This window comes from Candidatus Pelagibacter sp. HIMB1495, assembly GCF_052047955.1.
GTDB lineage: Bacteria > Pseudomonadota > Alphaproteobacteria > Pelagibacterales > Pelagibacteraceae > Pelagibacter.
On sequence record NZ_JBNAIQ010000001.1, the window covers coordinates 580,719 to 595,809 of the forward strand.

Consider the following 15,091-nt stretch of genomic DNA (forward strand, 5'->3'; position numbering starts at 1 on the left):
GACTTTAAAATTAAAAGGAATCGTATATAAAAGATCATGGTTCCTATAAAAGAAGCACTCACCTTTGACGATGTTACGTTAGCCCCGAAGTACTCGGAGATATTGCCATCTGAAGTAAATACATCAATCAATTTAACGAAAAATTTAAAACTTAAAATCCCACTTTTGTCTTCTGCAATGGACACTGTTACAGAAAGCAATATGGCAATAGCAATTGGTAAAGCTGGAGGAATTGGAGTTATTCACAGAAATTTAGATATACAAAAACAAATCTTGGAAATTAAAAAAGTTAAAAAACAAAAATTATTAGTTGGTGCAGCTGTTGGAGCATCAATTGCTGAATTTGATAGAGCAAAAGCAATCCTTAAAGAACGTGTTGATTTAATAGTAGTGGATACTGCCCACGGCCATACCAAAAAAGTGGGAGAAATAGTTAAATTTATAAAAAAAATTAAAGATAAGAATATCGCTTTATGTGCTGGAAATATTGCAACACCGGAAGCAGCAAAATTTTTAATTAAATTAGGAGTAGATATTATTAAAGTTGGGATTGGACCAGGATCAATTTGCACAACAAGATTAGTAGCAGGGATAGGTGTTCCACAGTTAAGTGCAATTTTATCTGTAAGAAATGGACTTAAAAATAAAAATGTAAAAATAATTTCTGATGGTGGAATAAAATATTCTGGTGATTTGGCAAAAGCTTTTGCAGCAGGTGCGGATGCAGTCATGATAGGCTCTTTATTTGCAGGTACAGATGAAACACCTGGTAAATTAATAAAGAAAAATGGAAAATTATTTAAAAGCTTTAGAGGGATGGGTTCTGTAGGAGCTATGAATAAAGGTTCAGCAGATAGGTATTTTCAAACTAAGCAAAAAGATACATCCAAGTATGTTCCAGAGGGAGTAGAGGGTTTTGTAAAATACAAAGGTGATGTTGGTAGTATTATATTTAAATTAATTGGTGGCCTTAAATCATCTATGGGTTATCTTGGTTCAAAAGAGATTGTGAAATTGAGAAATAAACCACAATTTGTTAAAATTACTAAAGCTGGATTTTATGAAAGTATGGTTCATAATGTAGACGTAATCAAAAATGATAGTAAATATTAATGAATAGAATTTTTAAATTAATTTCACTTATATTTTTAATTGCATCATTTCAATCAAATTCATTTTCGAAAGAAAATTTTTTTAATGAAGCAATTAAATTATATGCAAAAGAAAAATATGAAGAAGCAAGATTTTTATTTGAGAGAAATATCGTGTTTAATCCAAAGGATGCAAATTCATATTTGTACATAGCAAAAATTTATAATCACGAAGAAGATCAAAGAAAAGAGGAATATAATTTAGAAACCACTTTATTAATTGATCCTCAAAATGAAGAAGCTATTTTAATGCTAATGAAAATTGCACTTGAAAAATCCAATTACGATAAAGTTAAAGAATTATCTGAAACATTTGTTCAAGTATGTAAGTCATTATGTGATGAAAATAATGAAATTTTAGAGTCTTTAAAAAATCTAGAACCAAGTAATGAGTCTTGATAATAGCCTTAACAAAATCTTAATTGTAGATTTTGGTTCACAATTTACACAATTAATAGCAAGGAGAATTAGAGAGCTTGGAGTTTTCTCTGATATTGTCAGTCATAAAAAAATTAGACTTAATCAAATTAATCAAAGTGTAAAAGGTATAATTTTATCAGGAGGTCCTCTAAATGTTTATCAAATTAATAAATATTCATTTGACAAAAAAATTTTGGAATTAAATATTCCTGTTCTTGGTATTTGTTTTGGTCATCAAATATTGTCTAAACTTAATGGCGGAAAAGTTAAGCAATCAAACCATCGTGAATTTGGTTTGGCAAATGTAATTAAAAAAAATAATAGTCTCTTAACTAATAATTTTTTTGGTACAAAAAAATCTAAAGTCGTCTGGATGAGTCATGCTGATCAAGTATCTAAATTACCTAAAAATTTTAAAGTAATTGCTTCAAGCTCAAATTCTAAATTTGCAATTGTAGAAAATAAAACCAAAAATTATTATGGTGTCCAGTTTCATCCAGAAGTAACTCATACAGAAAATGGAAAAAAACTGATTAGTAATTTTATTTTTCTTATTTGTAAAATTAAGAAAAATTGGTCCTCAAAAGATCAAAAAGTACAATTAATTAAAGATGTGAGAGCTCAAGTTGGAGACAACAAAGTAATTTGTGCTTTATCAGGTGGTGTAGATAGTAGTGTCGTTGCTCAGCTGTTGAACAAAGCAATAGGTAAAAAACTATACTGTATTTTTGTAAACACTGGATTGCTTAGAAAAAATGAAGAAGTTCAGGTTGTTAAAACTTTTAAAAAAAGATTAAAAATGAATTTAATATATGTCGATGCTGAAAAAGAATTTTTAAGTAAATTAAAAAATGTATCTGATCCAGAGAAAAAAAGAAAAATTATAGGAAATCTATTCATTAAAATATTTGAAAGGTACGCAAAAAAGATAAAAAATGTAAAATTTTTAGCACAAGGAACTTTGTATCCAGATTTAATTGAAAGTAAGTCTGTTACTGGGAGTCAAACTTCTAAAATAAAATCACATCACAATGTTGGTGGTTTACCTAAAAAAATGAATTTAAAATTAGTAGAGCCTTTAAAATTTTTATTTAAAGATGAAGTTAGAAAATTAGGTTTTGAGTTAAATTTAAGTCATGAAATAATTTCAAGACACCCATTTCCTGGTCCTGGTTTGGCAATTAGAATGCCAGGTATTATTACTAATAAAAAAATTAAAATTTTAAAAGAAGCAGATCATTATTTTATTCAGGCCTTAAGAGAACATGGGCTTTACCATAAAATTTGGCAAGCATATGCAGCATTACTTCCAGTAAAAACAGTTGGAGTTATGGGTGATAATCGAACATATGAATATTTATGTTTACTTAGAGCAATTACCTCTGAAGATGGAATGACTGCAGATTTTTATGAATTTAAAAAATCATTTATGCAAACTATTTCCAACAAAATTGTTAATAGTATAAGAGGTATCAACAGAGTTGTTTATGATGTTACCTCAAAACCACCTAGCACTATTGAGTTAGAGTAAATGTTTAAAATTTATAATTTTATTTATAAAAATTGGAAAATTTATACATTTTTTATTTTTATAATAATTACATTTATTTCTTTATATCCTTTAAAAAATCAATTCGGTATTCCAGGTAGTGATAAAATTCATCATTTAATCGCTTATTCAGCACTAGGATTTGGCGTTGGACTCCGGAGACCCTCCAATTTTTTATTAATAGTAATATTTTTTTCTTCTTACAGTGGCTTGATTGAAATAATTCAACCATATGTAAATAGATTTGGAGATCTTGAAGATTTTATTTTTAATAACTTAGGTATTATTATAGGTTTGGCTTTGGGCATTGTTATCAACAAAATATTTAATAAAAATAAACTTTTGAATTAAAATAGTTTTCATCTATAAACTTAATTAATGAAATATTTACACACAATGATCCGTATAAAAGACGTGGATGAGTCTTTAAGATTTTTTTGTGAAGGTCTTGGATTAAAAGAAACAAGAAGAATGGAGAATGAAAAGGGAAGGTTCACTCTAATTTTTCTTGCTGCTCCTAATGATGAAAAAGCAGAAATTGAGCTAACATATAATTGGGATGGAGATGAGCTAGGTGAAGGTTCTAGAAATTTTGGTCATCTTGCATATAGAGTAGATAATATTTATGAAACATGTCAAAGATTAATGGACATGGGTTACACTATAAATAGACCACCACGAGATGGTCATATGGCATTTGTTAGATCACCTGATAAAATTTCAATAGAAATATTACAAGAAGGTAATTTAGAACCAAAAGAACCTTGGTCCTCTATGGAGAATACAGGTACTTGGTAACATTTTTTAATGTGGATTGAGAAGTTTAACAAACCATATAAAGAAAAAATTAAAAAATTAACTTTTAACTTTGCAGACATTAAAAAAGGTGAAACAATGCTAGTGTCGTCACCATCATCGATAGCTAAATTCATAAAAAAAATTCCAAAAGGAAAAAAAAAGACAGTTGTTGAAATGAGAAATGCATTGGCAAAAAAAGCTAAAGCAAATAAAACATGTCCTGTTTCTACAGGAATATTTTTGAGAATTGCTATAGAAGCATCATTAGAGGAACAAAGTAAAAAAAAATTAAAAACACCAAAACTCCCTTTTTGGAGAATTATTGATGAAAAAACTGTAGTTGCAAAAAAACTATCTATATCTAAAAAGCTCTTAAATACTTATATAAATCAAGAATTAAGAAATGAATAAAATTAAAAATTTTATAAGAAAAAAAAATAAGTCAAAAATAGTTAGTCTAACTGCTTATTCAAAAAATATTGCTTCAGTTTTAGATAATTATTGTGATCTAATTTTAGTAGGGGATTCACTTGGATCAGTTTTATATAATTATAAGTCTACTAGAGAAGTAACTTTAAATACTATGATTGAACACTCTAAGAGTGTTCGTATGGGTATTAAAAAAAGTTTAATGATTGTTGATATGCCTCATAATACTTATCGTAATCCTAAAGAGGCATTGAAAAATGCAAAAATAATTATGAAAAAAACCAAATGTGATGGGGTCAAATTAGAAGGAGGAAAGAAAATTATAAATACTATTAAAACCTTAGTTAAAAATAATATACCTGTAATGGGTCACATAGGAGTTTTACCTCAATCAGATAAAACATTTAAATTTAAAGGTAAGAAACAAAGTGAAAAAGAAAACATTATGAGAGACGCAAAGTTACTTGAAACAGCTGGTTCATTTTGCATGGTTTTAGAGTGTGTTCAAACATCATTAGCAAAACAAGTAACTAAAAGTGTTAGTGTTCCAACGATTGGGATAGGCGCATCTAATAATTGTGATGGTCAAATTCTAGTTTTTGATGATTTGATAGGTTTAAATCCAATTAAATTTAGATTTGTTAAGAAATATACAAATATAAAGTCAGAAATATCAAAAGCAGTTTCTAAATACGCGAGTGAGGTTAAAACAAGAAAATTCCCCTCAAAAAAATATTCTTTTAATTAAAAGTATTTTTTAAATTCCTCGTTAATATTGAGTATCTCAAGATCTACCAAACCACCAATAATTAATTGTAGACCAACAACTAAAATAAATATTAAACCAATGTATGCTATCCAAATATGTTTTTGAATATAATTAGCCATATAAGTAGCTAATGCACCTGTAAGAACAACTGATAAAACTAGACCAAAAATCATATAGCCAAAATAACCTTGAGCTGCAGCAACAACTCCTATGACATTGTCAAAACTAATCATCAGATCAGCAAATAACACTTTACCTATACTATTTATGTATGATGGTTGTTTTGTTTTTTTAACTGAAGGTTTTATATTCTTAATATCAACAAGATCTTTTCTTAAATCATTAACTATCCATACCAACAACAATCCACCTAAAATTTTTATAAAATAGAATTCAAATAAAAAAGTAGCAAAGATTGCAAAAAAGATTTTGAAAACAAATGCTCCAATTACACCCCATAAGATAATTTGTTTTCTATTTTTAGGTACAAAATTTGATGCAATTGAACCAACTATCACAGCATTATCTGCAGTTAAGATAATAGTTATAAAAATAATTTGGGTTAGAATTATGAGCTCTTCAATCAAGATGTCTAATTATTATTTCAATTTAAGAAGATTGCAATCAAAAGAATAAAAAAAGGCGGTCAAAAAATTTGACCGCCTTAATAATTGTATTTTTATTAAATTATCTTTCAGACCAAGTAGGCATAGGATATTTTAACTCACAAGCTGCTAATTCAAATGGATATACTGTACAGTATTTTCCATTTTGAACTTGCATTAAAATACCTCTAGTCTTTTCATTTTGACCATCTGCACCAAATTTAATTCCTCTGTAAGGAACAATTAAAGACTCAGATGACATATCTAGATTTACTAGAGCTTGTCTGATTTTCTCAGGATCTGTTGATCCAGCATTATTAATTGCATTAGCTAAAGCCATAAAACCTGTAAATGCTCTTGCAGGTACATCTGATAAATCTCTTCCACCAGAGTGTGTTTTAAACAAGTCGTTTACAGTTCCAATCATAGGAATAGTTTTTGCTAAGTCAGTGTTAAAAGGTGATCTTGTAATTACACCTTCTGCTTTGCTTCCCATTGTGTCAATGAATTTAGGATCTGTATAACCAGCGTTTTGAGCAACTAAAAGTTTAGGATTATAATCAAGTTCTTTTGCAGTATTTAAAAACAAATACGCATCAGCTGTATAAGATGAAGGCAATAAAACATCTGGGTTTTTTGCTTTCAATCTTTGTACTTCAGAACTTAAAGTTGTTGTTTTAGCTTTGTAGCTAATTTTCTCTATAACATCATAACCTTGTTCTTTAGCCATTTTGTCTTGAGTTCCACCACTGTCAGCACCCCACAATGTATCTTCATGAATAATACCTAGTGTCTTTAACTTATTACTATTCTTTTTGTTAAAGTCGTTCATGAATTCAAACATAAGCTGAGTAAACTCACCATCGTGTGGAGTAACTCTGAAGAAGTATTTAAATCCTCTTGTTGTTAATTTTGGAGAAGTAGACTCACCGTTTACCCAAGGTATTCCTGCTCTCTCAGATACTTGACTAGCAGCACCAGTTACTGATGAGTAGTAAGCTCCAAACATTGCATGAACTTTATCAGAATTTAGCATTTTCTCAGTCTCACCAACACCGATATCTGGTTTTCCACCATGGTCTCCAACAACGATAGATATTTTACCGCCGCCCAATCCTTTTAATCCGGCATCTTTTGCAAGTGGCATACCTGGAATGTTGTGACTGTTATTGATAATATCCAAAGCTGTTTTAACTGCTGCAACAGCATCTTTACCTACCTGCGCAACAGGTCCTGTAAGTGGATAAAGTACTCCAATTTTTACATCTTCTGCGTAACTAATTGCTGGCGCAGATACTAATGAAAAAAAAGTAAATACTGTAAGAATTAATTTTCTCATTTTTTTCCCTCTTGTTTAATTTTTAAATATCTAACTTAATACTATTCAATTAATCAATTCAATGATTTAGTTTTTTTATTTTATCTATGCTTAAGAAGTATTTGTTTAATATATACATTCTTTATATATACTTTAATAATAAACCAAATGACTTCTGAAATTATAATTCAAGCTATAGTCACAGGCTTAATGATGGGATTAATCTATGCATTAATCGCAGCAGGCTTAAGTTTAATTTTTGGATTAATGGAAATTGTAAACTTTGCTCATGGAGAGCATTTGATGTTGTCTATGTTTTCATCATTTTGGCTTTGGTCTTTATTTGGTTTAGATCCACTGTTTTCAATTCCAATTACTATACTTTTGTTGGCATTTTGTGGAATTGTTACTCATTATTTTTTAATTCGATACATTTTAAAAGCAAAAATGCTTATCCAAATTTGTGCAACATTTGGATTGTCTATTTTTATTAGATCGATCGCTCAATTATTATGGACACCAGACTTTAGAAACGTTGATAAGCCTTTACTAGAGGGACGTATTGAAATTGGATCTGTGTTTATTGGTCAACCTCAATTATATGCAAGTCTTGTTTGTTTGTTTGCATTTTTTGGTTTGTATTGGTTTGTAACAAAAACAGAAACTGGATTAGCTCTTCAAGCAACAGCACAAGATAGACACGCTGCTGAAATTTTAGGAATCCCATCAAATAAAATGTTTGCAATTGGTTGGGCGATTGGCCTTGGTTGTGTAGGAGTAGCGGGTGGAATGATGGCAAATTATTTTTTTATTTTTACTGATGTTGGTATTAATTTTGCACTATTTGCTTTTGTTGCTGTAGCTCTGGGAGGTTTTGGAAGTATTATTGGGTGTTTATATGCTGGTATAATTATCGGATTAGTAGAATCTTTAGGTGGATTGCTGATCGATCCATCATTTAAACTTTTATATGTATTTGCAATTTATCTTTTAGTTGTAATTTATAAGCCTCAAGGTCTGTTTGGTAGGTATTAATGGATAGTAAGTTAGCAATTGCGAAATCAGAACCGATTTGGAATACAAACAATAGAGTAATATCAATTATTGCTGGCTTAATTATACTTTTGTTTGCTCTCCCACTTTTTGGGATGAATTCATTTTATCTGCATTTATTTATTATGATTTTTATGCATGCAGTTATGGCTCAGTCTTGGAATGTAATTGCAGGATTTTCTGGTCAAATCAGTTTAGGTCATGGAGCATTTTTTGGAATAGGTGCTTATGCAACTTCATTTTTTTATATGGAGTACGGAATAACACCATGGATCAGTATATTTTTTGGCATGTTCGTTTCAGCAATTTTTGCTGTCTTAATTGGTATACCTATGCTTAGATTAAGTGGTCACTACTTTGCAATTGCCACTTTATTAATTGGGATAAGTTTCCAAGTAGTTTTTCAAAGATGGGATTTAGTAGGAGCCGCATCAGGATTGTGGGTGACAATGACACCAGAAGACTCATGGTCTGCATTGCAGTTTCATAGCAGTAAAGCTCCCTATTATTACGTTTTTTTAATATTCTTTTTAATCACATTCTTTTTAGTCTGGTTGTTGAGTAGATCAAAACTTGGTTACAGATTAAGAGCAGTTAGAGACGATCCACAAGCAGCGTTAAGTTTATGTATAAATGTATCAAACTATAAAATTATAGCTTATGTGATTTCAGCAATGATTATGGCTCCGATGGGTAGTTTGTTTGCTCAATATATTTTAATTATTGATCCAGATAGAGTTTTTAATATTGAGATATCAATTATAGTTTTATTAATCACAGTGCTAGGTGGAATTGGAAATGTTTGGGGTCCAATTATAGGAGCTGCAATACTTGTGCCAATTTCAGAATATTCAAGAATTTATTTAGGAGGCACCGGTGGTGCTGTTGATTTAATTTTTTATGGTTTAATTTTAATGATTATTTGTATTTTTAGACCAAATGGTCTGATCTCATTTATTCCTAAAGATATTTTAGAAAGAAAAAAACAACGATGAAAATATTAACAGTTGAAAATCTAAGTAAATCTTTTGGTGGAATCCATGCAAATAGAGATATTTCTTTTGATGTTGAGGAAGGATCTATTTTAGGAGTGATAGGACCTAATGGTGCTGGCAAATCTACTTTATTTGATTTGATTACTGGTTTTACAAAACCAGATACTGGAAAAGTCAAATTTTTTGATAAAAATATTTTTGGAATTAGTCCTGATAAAATAAGCAACTTAGGTGTAGGTAGAACTTTTCAAAAACTAAAACCATTTGCAGATCAAACATTGCTTGAAAATGTTATGATAGGAGCATTTGTAAAAGAAAAAGATATAAAAAGAGCAAGAGATAGAGCGTTAGAGATTATTGACTTTGTAGATCTGATTGAAAAAAGACATCACTTTGCAAAAGAGTTATCAACTGGACAAAGGAAAAGATTAGAAATGGCTAGAGCTATGGCTATTGATCCTAAATTACTTTTGATGGATGAAGTAACAGGAGGTGTGGACCAAAAAACTATTCCTGGACTTGTTGAACTTGTTAAAAAATTAAAAAAGACTGGTGTAACAATTATTACAATCGAACATAATATAAATATAATTATGGAAATTTCTGACAATGTTCTTGCATTAGATCAAGGAAAACGAATTGCATTTGGTAAACCAAAAGAAATTCAAAATAATAAACAAGTAATTGATGCTTACTTAGGAACATTTGATGCTGCTTGATGTAAAAAATATTGACGTTTTATATGATGATTTCCAAGTTATCTGGGATGTTTCTATTAATGTAAATAAAGCTGAAATGGTTGCACTTTTAGGACCAAACGGTTCTGGTAAAAGTACTATTTTAAATACTATAAGTAATTTAGTTGAGCATAAAAAGGGGTCTATTACTTTTGACAATACCTTAATTTCAAATATTCCAACTTATAAAAGAACCGAATTAGGAATCTCGCATGTACTTGAAAGAAGAAGGGTATTTCCTCATCTTACTGTAAAACAAAATCTTTTATTGGGTGCTTGGCATCCTAAGGCTAAAGAAGAGTTAACAAATTCATTAAACAAAGTTTATAAGATATTTCCAAAGCTAGAAACTAGATCAGATCAGTTAGCAAAAACAATGTCTGGTGGCGAACAACAAATGTTAGCTATAGCAAGGGGAATGATGGGTTTGCCTAAACTTTTAATGGTTGATGAACCTTTTTTAGGTTTGTCGCCAATGGTTATGAAAGACTTAATTAAGATATTTAAAAATATTGTTGCAGAGGGAATATCAATTCTGTTCGTAGAACAAAACGTAAGACTTGCGTTAAGTATGGCAGATAGAGGGTATGTTTTAGAAAGTGGAAGATTAGTTATCGATGGCAAATCAGAAGATTTAATTGATAATGAAAAAGTTACTAAAGTTTTTTTAGGAAATTAATTAAAAAGCAGCGAGATCGTTATTTAGTTTGTCGGTAATAAGCATTTTACCTGGACTGTGAGTAATACAAAAATCAGGTTTTGAATTCTCTAAAACTGATTGAGGTGTAACTCCACATGCCCAAAATACAGGTATTTCATTGTTCTTTATTGCTCTAGGTGGATCACCATATTCAGGTTTCATTATATCTTTAATTCCGATTTCGTCAGGATTACCAACATGCATAGGTGCACCATGTACGGCAGGAAATCTTGAACTAATTTGAATTGATCTAATTGTATCTTTTGAACTTAATGGTCTCATAGACACAACTAGATTTCCTGAAAACTGTCCCGCAGGTTCACAATCTATTGAAGTTTTATACATTGGAACAATAGTATTGTTTTCTATATGTTGAATTGGAATACCGGCTTCAATTAAAGGTAGCTCAAAAGACATTGAACATCCTAGAACAAAAGTTGTTAGATCTTCATTCCAATATTTTTTAATATCATATGGTTCATCAATTAATTTTCCTTTTTCCCATACTCTATATTGAGGAACGTCAGTTCTAATATCAATATCACCAAGATCTTTTAATGAAGGATCTCCTTTTGTACCAAATCCAATTAATGGACAAGGTTTAGGATTTTTTTGACAGAAAGAAGCAAAGTCCATTGCGTATTTGCTTGGCAATATGCAAAGATTTCCTTGAACATACTTGTTAGCAGCACCAGCAGTTTGTTCTTTATAATTATTTTCTCTTATAACTCTTCTTGCCTCTAATGGATCTTGAATATCTAGCATTAAATTAGTATTTAGATTTCTTTGTTCCTTCGATTATTTCTTTTAACTCGTTATATTCTTCACAGTTACAAGTTTCTAACACTTTAAGTCTTTCTTTAGCTAAATTCATTCTATTTGTAGCAACATAAAGTTCTCCAAGATACTCGTTAATACCTTTATGATTTGGATCAATTTCTAAACCTAAGAGATAATATTTTTCGCCATTTTCATAATCGCCTAGTTTTCTAGTTGTGAAACCTAGATAATTAAGTGTGTCTGCTTGAAGTGGTTTTTTTTTATTTGATTTAAGAAGAAGTTTTTGAGCTTTTTGATATCTCTTTTTAGCTTTTTCTAGTTTACCCTTTTTTTCATACTTCTTAGCCCACTTAACTGCATCCACTGCTTTCTCATAATCTGATTTTACTTTTTTTGGTTTAGGGTCTGAACCAGCTGCGAATGAGCTTGTTGTAAATAAAATTAACATTAGTGTGATAAATGTTTTTCTAATCATTATAAAAATTTCTCCATTTGGCTTAAAGGTTTCAAGTTTAGTCCATTTTCAATTAAATTTTCTCTAATTGATCTTGCAGTAACAAGTGAACTTTCATTATCCCCATGTATGCATACAGAGTCGATTTCACAAGGTATTTGCTTTCCACTGTGACAATTCAGTGCCTGATTTTTTACCATGCTTAATACATGTTTTTTAGCTTCTTCAGGATTAGTAATTAATGCATGTGGTTTTTTTCTAGAAACTAAATTTCCATCATCTTCATAAGTTCTGTCTGCAAAAATTTCACAGGCAATTTTCATATCTAATTTTTTGGCTGCTTGTTCCATTTTAGTGCCAGTAGGAACCAAATAGATCAAATCTTTACTTATTTCATTGATCGCTTTTGCTAATGTAGTTGCTAGATCAATATCCTCACAAGCCATATTGTTTAATGCTCCATGTGGTTTTATATGAGTAACATTTTCTCCATGATCTTGAGCAATCTTTTGTAAAATTTCATATTGGTCAATAATTAATTTTCTAACTTCTTCAGGTGCAAGGTTCATTCTTTGTCTTCCAAAGTTTTCTGGGTCATTGAATGATGGATGAGCACCAATACTAACACCATTTTTTTTTGATATTTGAACTACTTGGTTCATAGATTCTTCATCACCTGCATGAAATCCACATGCAACGTTAGCAGAATTTACTATATCGAGTAAATCTGGATCATATTTATTAGAATGGTGTTTTGATTTTTCACCTAAATCACAATTTATATTAATTTCCATAGTTCTAATTGTTGAAGTATAACATGCCATGATAAAAAATATATCAAATCTTGGTGACGCAGCTGTTTACTGTGATTTTGGTGTAGAGGTAAATAAATCAGTTAACTTTGAAGTAATAAAATATTTTAAAGCTTTAAAAAAAGAAAATATTGAAAGTATTAATAATCTTACTCCTTCTTATAATAAATTGATAGTTTCTTACGACCTTAGAAAAACAAACTTTAAAGAAGTTAAAAAATTGATTGAAAATTTAAATGTTAATGAAACTCAAGACAACAATAACACTAAAATAGAAATTCCAGTTTGTTGTGATGATGAATTTTCTCTTGATATAAAAAGATTAGAAGAAAAATTAAATATCAGTAGAGATAAAATTTTAGAAAATTTTTTTAGTAAGGAATATTTTTGTTATATGACAGGATTTATTGCTGGTATGCCATTTTTAGGTGATTTAGATGAAAATATGAGAGTACCAAGATTAGAAACACCAAGAGTAAAAGTTCCAAAAGGATCAGTAGCTTTAACTGAACAATTTGCAAATATTTATACGTTTGAAAGCCCTGGTGGATGGAACATACTTGGCAATACACCTGTAGATGTTTTTGATAATTCAAAAGAGGAGGAGCCAAATTTAATAAATCCTGGCGACATAGTAGTTTTTAAACAAATAAATCTTGAAAAATATAATAGCTACAATGACAAATAATTTCGAAATTATAAGAGCTGGAGTTAATACTACTTTTCAAGACCAAGGAAGAAACAATTTATATCATATAGGAATTCCATTTAGTGGAGCGATGGATAATAGAAATTACAGTTTAGCTAATAGGCTGGCAGGTAATAAATTGAATTCACCAGTGATAGAATTTGCATATCAAGGACCACATTTAAAATATTCTGGAGATAAAATTAATATTGCAGTTACAGGTGATGTGGTTTTTAAAATTATTAAAAGCGGTATAGAAATTGATTGTAATTGTTATGAGACTTATCAAATTGAAAGTGGAGATGAAATAAATCTTATCTCAACAAATAAATCAGTTTATGGCTATTTAGCAGTTGGTGGAGAATTAGATTTAAAATTTCAATGGAATAGTTGTTCGATAAATACCAAGGCAAATATTGGATCAAATAATGGAAAAAAATTAAAGAATGGTCAAAAAATAAATATTTTAAACATTAATTCAGATCAAAGTAAAAAAAAGACTAACTATATAAATTCTAAAGTTGAAAATATTAGAGTAATAAAAGGACCAAATTTTGATTACTTTTCTGATGAAGGAAAAAAGATATTTTTTGAAAAAGAATTTTCTGTATCAAAACTTTCAGATAGAATGGGAATGAGATTAGAAGGTCCAAAAATTGAAAATATTGTAAATACCAATATTAAATCAGAAGGTTTGTTAAAAGGAGTCATCCAAGTACCAGCAGATGGAAATCCAATTATTATGCTTTCAGACCATGGCACTATTGGAGGATACCCAAAAATTGGTGTGGTAGCTAGTGTTGATTATGATCGGTTAGTACAAATATCACCTGGCTCAAAAATCAAATTTAAAGAGATAAATTTATCTGATGCAGAAACTTTATTTAAATTGTATGAGATGGATACTCACAACTTACTCAATCAAATATAATGAATATTGTTAGAAAACTTCCAGGACCTTTTTTAATTTTCTTAGGTGCGTGTAGTCTCAGTTTTGGAGGTTTGATCGTTAAGTCATTTGAAGGAGCAACTCTTTGGCAAATATTATTTTGGAGAACAGTATTTTTCCTAATTGTTATTAGCTTGTACTTAGCTTTAACTTATAAAAAACAGGTATTTAAATCCTTTTATAATTTAGGATTTCCTGGTTTCTTTGGTGGATTTATTTTATCACTCGGTTTTAGTGGTTATGTATTTGCGATGTATAACACAACAGTTGCTAATGCTAATTTTATTATTCAAACACAAACAATCTTCCTAGCAATATTTGGTTATTTTTTTTTAAAAGAAAAAATTTCAGCAATTACTCTGACTTCAATAATTCTTGCAATTTCAGGAATACTTCTAATGGTTGGAAGCTCTTTATCTCCAGGTCAAATGTCTGGAAATATTGCAGCTTTCATAATGCCAATATCATTTGCTACATTAATTTTGGTCGTAAGAAAATATCCAACCGTTGATATGGTTCCTGCTCAATTTGTTGCAGGTGTTTTTGCGTTGTTAATAGGTTTCCTAATGTCAGAAAAAATAATGATATCTCCTAATGATATTTTTTTAGGATTTTTAGCTGGGTTTTTACAATTAGGATTAGGTTTTATATTTATTACTATTGGTGCTCAACGAACACCATCAGCAATGGTTGGAATCATAATGCTAACAGAAGCAGTACTAGGTCCTTTATGGGCGTGGCTGTTTATAAATGAACAACCGCCTTTCATAGTGATAATTGGAGGATCAATAGTTATTTTTGCAGTTTTACTTCAATTTTACAATTTATATACATCAGAAAAAAAAGCGATCTAATAACATTTGACATTAAACAGTATTTATTAG

19 protein-coding genes are annotated in these 15,091 nt (G+C 29.7%); 14 read left to right on the forward strand and 5 right to left on the reverse strand.

What is annotated here, in order from left to right:
- Nucleotides 1–36 precede the first annotated feature (36 nt).
- From guaB to panB, 7 genes are read left to right on the forward strand one after another with little or no spacing between them, the layout of a single operon-like run.
- Nucleotides 37–1,113: an IMP dehydrogenase gene (gene guaB / locus ACTTAW_RS03000; RefSeq protein ID WP_440651078.1), complete on the forward strand. Its 1,077-nt coding sequence runs from the start codon at nucleotides 37–39 to the stop codon at nucleotides 1,111–1,113.
- On the forward strand, nucleotides 1,113–1,550 hold the full coding sequence (locus ACTTAW_RS03005; RefSeq protein WP_440651079.1) for a tetratricopeptide repeat protein: 438 nt from the start codon (nucleotides 1,113–1,115) through the stop codon (nucleotides 1,548–1,550). The genes guaB and ACTTAW_RS03005 overlap by 1 nt, the downstream gene beginning before the upstream one ends.
- On the forward strand, nucleotides 1,540–3,102 hold the full coding sequence (gene guaA, locus ACTTAW_RS03010) for a glutamine-hydrolyzing GMP synthase (RefSeq protein ID WP_440651080.1): 1,563 nt from the start codon (nucleotides 1,540–1,542) through the stop codon (nucleotides 3,100–3,102). The genes ACTTAW_RS03005 and guaA overlap by 11 nt, the downstream gene beginning before the upstream one ends.
- Nucleotides 3,103–3,471, forward strand: a complete 369-nt coding sequence (locus ACTTAW_RS03015; RefSeq protein WP_440651081.1) for a VanZ family protein — start codon at nucleotides 3,103–3,105, stop codon at nucleotides 3,469–3,471.
- 27 nt (nucleotides 3,472–3,498) lie between these two features.
- Complete coding sequence (locus tag ACTTAW_RS03020; protein ID WP_440635307.1) at nucleotides 3,499–3,918, forward strand: VOC family protein; 420 nt, start codon at nucleotides 3,499–3,501, stop codon at nucleotides 3,916–3,918.
- A 9-nt stretch (nucleotides 3,919–3,927) separates the two neighbouring features.
- Complete coding sequence (locus ACTTAW_RS03025) at nucleotides 3,928–4,329, forward strand: hypothetical protein (RefSeq protein ID WP_440651082.1); 402 nt, start codon at nucleotides 3,928–3,930, stop codon at nucleotides 4,327–4,329.
- Nucleotides 4,322–5,095, forward strand: coding sequence for a 3-methyl-2-oxobutanoate hydroxymethyltransferase (panB, locus tag ACTTAW_RS03030; protein WP_440651083.1), 774 nt, complete (start codon nucleotides 4,322–4,324; stop codon nucleotides 5,093–5,095). Before ACTTAW_RS03025 ends, panB begins: the two co-directional genes overlap by 8 nt.
- Here panB and ACTTAW_RS03035 read toward each other — a convergent pair.
- Entirely contained in the window at nucleotides 5,092–5,703 is a 612-nt protein-coding gene (locus ACTTAW_RS03035) for a YjbE family putative metal transport protein (RefSeq protein WP_262589620.1), read from the reverse strand. The genes panB and ACTTAW_RS03035 overlap by 4 nt on opposite strands.
- A gap of 100 nt (nucleotides 5,704–5,803) precedes the next feature.
- Nucleotides 5,804–7,060 carry an ABC transporter substrate-binding protein gene (locus ACTTAW_RS03040; RefSeq protein WP_440651084.1) on the reverse strand — a complete coding sequence of 419 codons (1,257 nt, stop codon included), beginning with the start codon at nucleotides 7,058–7,060 and terminating at the stop codon, nucleotides 5,804–5,806.
- A gap of 147 nt (nucleotides 7,061–7,207) precedes the next feature.
- On the opposite strand from ACTTAW_RS03040, the gene ACTTAW_RS03045 reads away from it, so the two are divergent.
- The 4 genes from ACTTAW_RS03045 to ACTTAW_RS03060 are packed head-to-tail and all read left to right on the forward strand — an operon-like array spanning nucleotide 7,208 to nucleotide 10,503.
- A complete protein-coding gene (locus ACTTAW_RS03045; RefSeq protein WP_440618730.1) occupies nucleotides 7,208–8,074 on the forward strand; it encodes a branched-chain amino acid ABC transporter permease in 867 nt (288 codons plus the stop codon).
- Nucleotides 8,074–9,087 (forward strand): branched-chain amino acid ABC transporter permease, encoded by a 1,014-nt coding sequence (locus ACTTAW_RS03050; protein WP_440651085.1) that lies wholly within the window; start codon nucleotides 8,074–8,076, stop codon nucleotides 9,085–9,087. The genes ACTTAW_RS03045 and ACTTAW_RS03050 overlap by 1 nt, the downstream gene beginning before the upstream one ends.
- On the forward strand, nucleotides 9,084–9,806 hold the full coding sequence (locus tag ACTTAW_RS03055) for an ABC transporter ATP-binding protein (RefSeq protein ID WP_440651086.1): 723 nt from the start codon (nucleotides 9,084–9,086) through the stop codon (nucleotides 9,804–9,806). Before ACTTAW_RS03050 ends, ACTTAW_RS03055 begins: the two co-directional genes overlap by 4 nt.
- Nucleotides 9,796–10,503 (forward strand): ABC transporter ATP-binding protein, encoded by a 708-nt coding sequence (locus ACTTAW_RS03060; RefSeq protein ID WP_440651087.1) that lies wholly within the window; start codon nucleotides 9,796–9,798, stop codon nucleotides 10,501–10,503. Before ACTTAW_RS03055 ends, ACTTAW_RS03060 begins: the two co-directional genes overlap by 11 nt.
- Here the strand turns inward: ACTTAW_RS03060 and ACTTAW_RS03065 are convergent, their stop codons facing one another.
- From ACTTAW_RS03065 to ACTTAW_RS03075, 3 genes are read right to left on the reverse strand one after another with little or no spacing between them, the layout of a single operon-like run.
- Nucleotides 10,504–11,289 carry a putative hydro-lyase gene (locus ACTTAW_RS03065; protein WP_440651088.1) on the reverse strand — a complete coding sequence of 262 codons (786 nt, stop codon included), beginning with the start codon at nucleotides 11,287–11,289 and terminating at the stop codon, nucleotides 10,504–10,506.
- Nucleotides 11,290–11,293: 4 nt separating this feature from the next.
- Nucleotides 11,294–11,779 carry a tetratricopeptide repeat protein gene (locus ACTTAW_RS03070; protein WP_440651089.1) on the reverse strand — a complete coding sequence of 162 codons (486 nt, stop codon included), beginning with the start codon at nucleotides 11,777–11,779 and terminating at the stop codon, nucleotides 11,294–11,296.
- Nucleotides 11,779–12,552 carry a 5-oxoprolinase subunit PxpA gene (locus ACTTAW_RS03075; protein WP_440651090.1) on the reverse strand — a complete coding sequence of 258 codons (774 nt, stop codon included), beginning with the start codon at nucleotides 12,550–12,552 and terminating at the stop codon, nucleotides 11,779–11,781. The genes ACTTAW_RS03070 and ACTTAW_RS03075 overlap by 1 nt, the downstream gene beginning before the upstream one ends.
- A 28-nt stretch (nucleotides 12,553–12,580) precedes the next feature.
- Between ACTTAW_RS03075 and ACTTAW_RS03080 the strand changes: the two genes are divergently transcribed.
- The 3 genes from ACTTAW_RS03080 to ACTTAW_RS03090 are packed head-to-tail and all read left to right on the forward strand — an operon-like array spanning nucleotide 12,581 to nucleotide 15,061.
- A complete protein-coding gene (locus ACTTAW_RS03080; protein ID WP_440651091.1) occupies nucleotides 12,581–13,258 on the forward strand; it encodes an allophanate hydrolase subunit 1 in 678 nt (225 codons plus the stop codon).
- Nucleotides 13,248–14,189: a biotin-dependent carboxyltransferase family protein gene (locus ACTTAW_RS03085; protein WP_440651092.1), complete on the forward strand. Its 942-nt coding sequence runs from the start codon at nucleotides 13,248–13,250 to the stop codon at nucleotides 14,187–14,189. The genes ACTTAW_RS03080 and ACTTAW_RS03085 overlap by 11 nt, the downstream gene beginning before the upstream one ends.
- A complete protein-coding gene (locus ACTTAW_RS03090; protein ID WP_440651093.1) occupies nucleotides 14,189–15,061 on the forward strand; it encodes a DMT family transporter in 873 nt (290 codons plus the stop codon). Before ACTTAW_RS03085 ends, ACTTAW_RS03090 begins: the two co-directional genes overlap by 1 nt.
- Nucleotides 15,062–15,091 lie beyond the last annotated feature (30 nt).

Bases quoted from the DNA above. Each gene is read 5' to 3' on its own strand.
- guaB (WP_440651078.1), top strand. From the start codon at position 37: ATGGTTCCTATAAAAGAAGCACTCACCTTTGACGATGTTACGTTAGCC.
- ACTTAW_RS03005 (WP_440651079.1), top strand. From the start codon at position 1,113: ATGAATAGAATTTTTAAATTAATTTCACTTATATTTTTAATTGCATCA.
- guaA (WP_440651080.1), top strand. From the start codon at position 1,540: ATGAGTCTTGATAATAGCCTTAACAAAATCTTAATTGTAGATTTTGGT.
- ACTTAW_RS03015 (WP_440651081.1), top strand. From the start codon at position 3,103: ATGTTTAAAATTTATAATTTTATTTATAAAAATTGGAAAATTTATACA.
- ACTTAW_RS03020 (WP_440635307.1), top strand. From the start codon at position 3,499: ATGAAATATTTACACACAATGATCCGTATAAAAGACGTGGATGAGTCT.
- ACTTAW_RS03025 (WP_440651082.1), top strand. From the start codon at position 3,928: ATGTGGATTGAGAAGTTTAACAAACCATATAAAGAAAAAATTAAAAAA.
- panB (WP_440651083.1), top strand. From the start codon at position 4,322: ATGAATAAAATTAAAAATTTTATAAGAAAAAAAAATAAGTCAAAAATA.
- ACTTAW_RS03040 (WP_440651084.1), bottom strand. From the start codon at position 7,060: ATGAGAAAATTAATTCTTACAGTATTTACTTTTTTTTCATTAGTATCT.
- ACTTAW_RS03045 (WP_440618730.1), top strand. From the start codon at position 7,208: ATGACTTCTGAAATTATAATTCAAGCTATAGTCACAGGCTTAATGATG.
- ACTTAW_RS03050 (WP_440651085.1), top strand. From the start codon at position 8,074: ATGGATAGTAAGTTAGCAATTGCGAAATCAGAACCGATTTGGAATACA.
- ACTTAW_RS03055 (WP_440651086.1), top strand. From the start codon at position 9,084: ATGAAAATATTAACAGTTGAAAATCTAAGTAAATCTTTTGGTGGAATC.
- ACTTAW_RS03060 (WP_440651087.1), top strand. From the start codon at position 9,796: ATGCTGCTTGATGTAAAAAATATTGACGTTTTATATGATGATTTCCAA.
- ACTTAW_RS03065 (WP_440651088.1), bottom strand. From the start codon at position 11,289: ATGCTAGATATTCAAGATCCATTAGAGGCAAGAAGAGTTATAAGAGAA.
- ACTTAW_RS03070 (WP_440651089.1), bottom strand. From the start codon at position 11,779: ATGATTAGAAAAACATTTATCACACTAATGTTAATTTTATTTACAACA.
- ACTTAW_RS03075 (WP_440651090.1), bottom strand. From the start codon at position 12,552: ATGGAAATTAATATAAATTGTGATTTAGGTGAAAAATCAAAACACCAT.
- ACTTAW_RS03080 (WP_440651091.1), top strand. From the start codon at position 12,581: ATGATAAAAAATATATCAAATCTTGGTGACGCAGCTGTTTACTGTGAT.
- ACTTAW_RS03085 (WP_440651092.1), top strand. From the start codon at position 13,248: ATGACAAATAATTTCGAAATTATAAGAGCTGGAGTTAATACTACTTTT.
- ACTTAW_RS03090 (WP_440651093.1), top strand. From the start codon at position 14,189: ATGAATATTGTTAGAAAACTTCCAGGACCTTTTTTAATTTTCTTAGGT.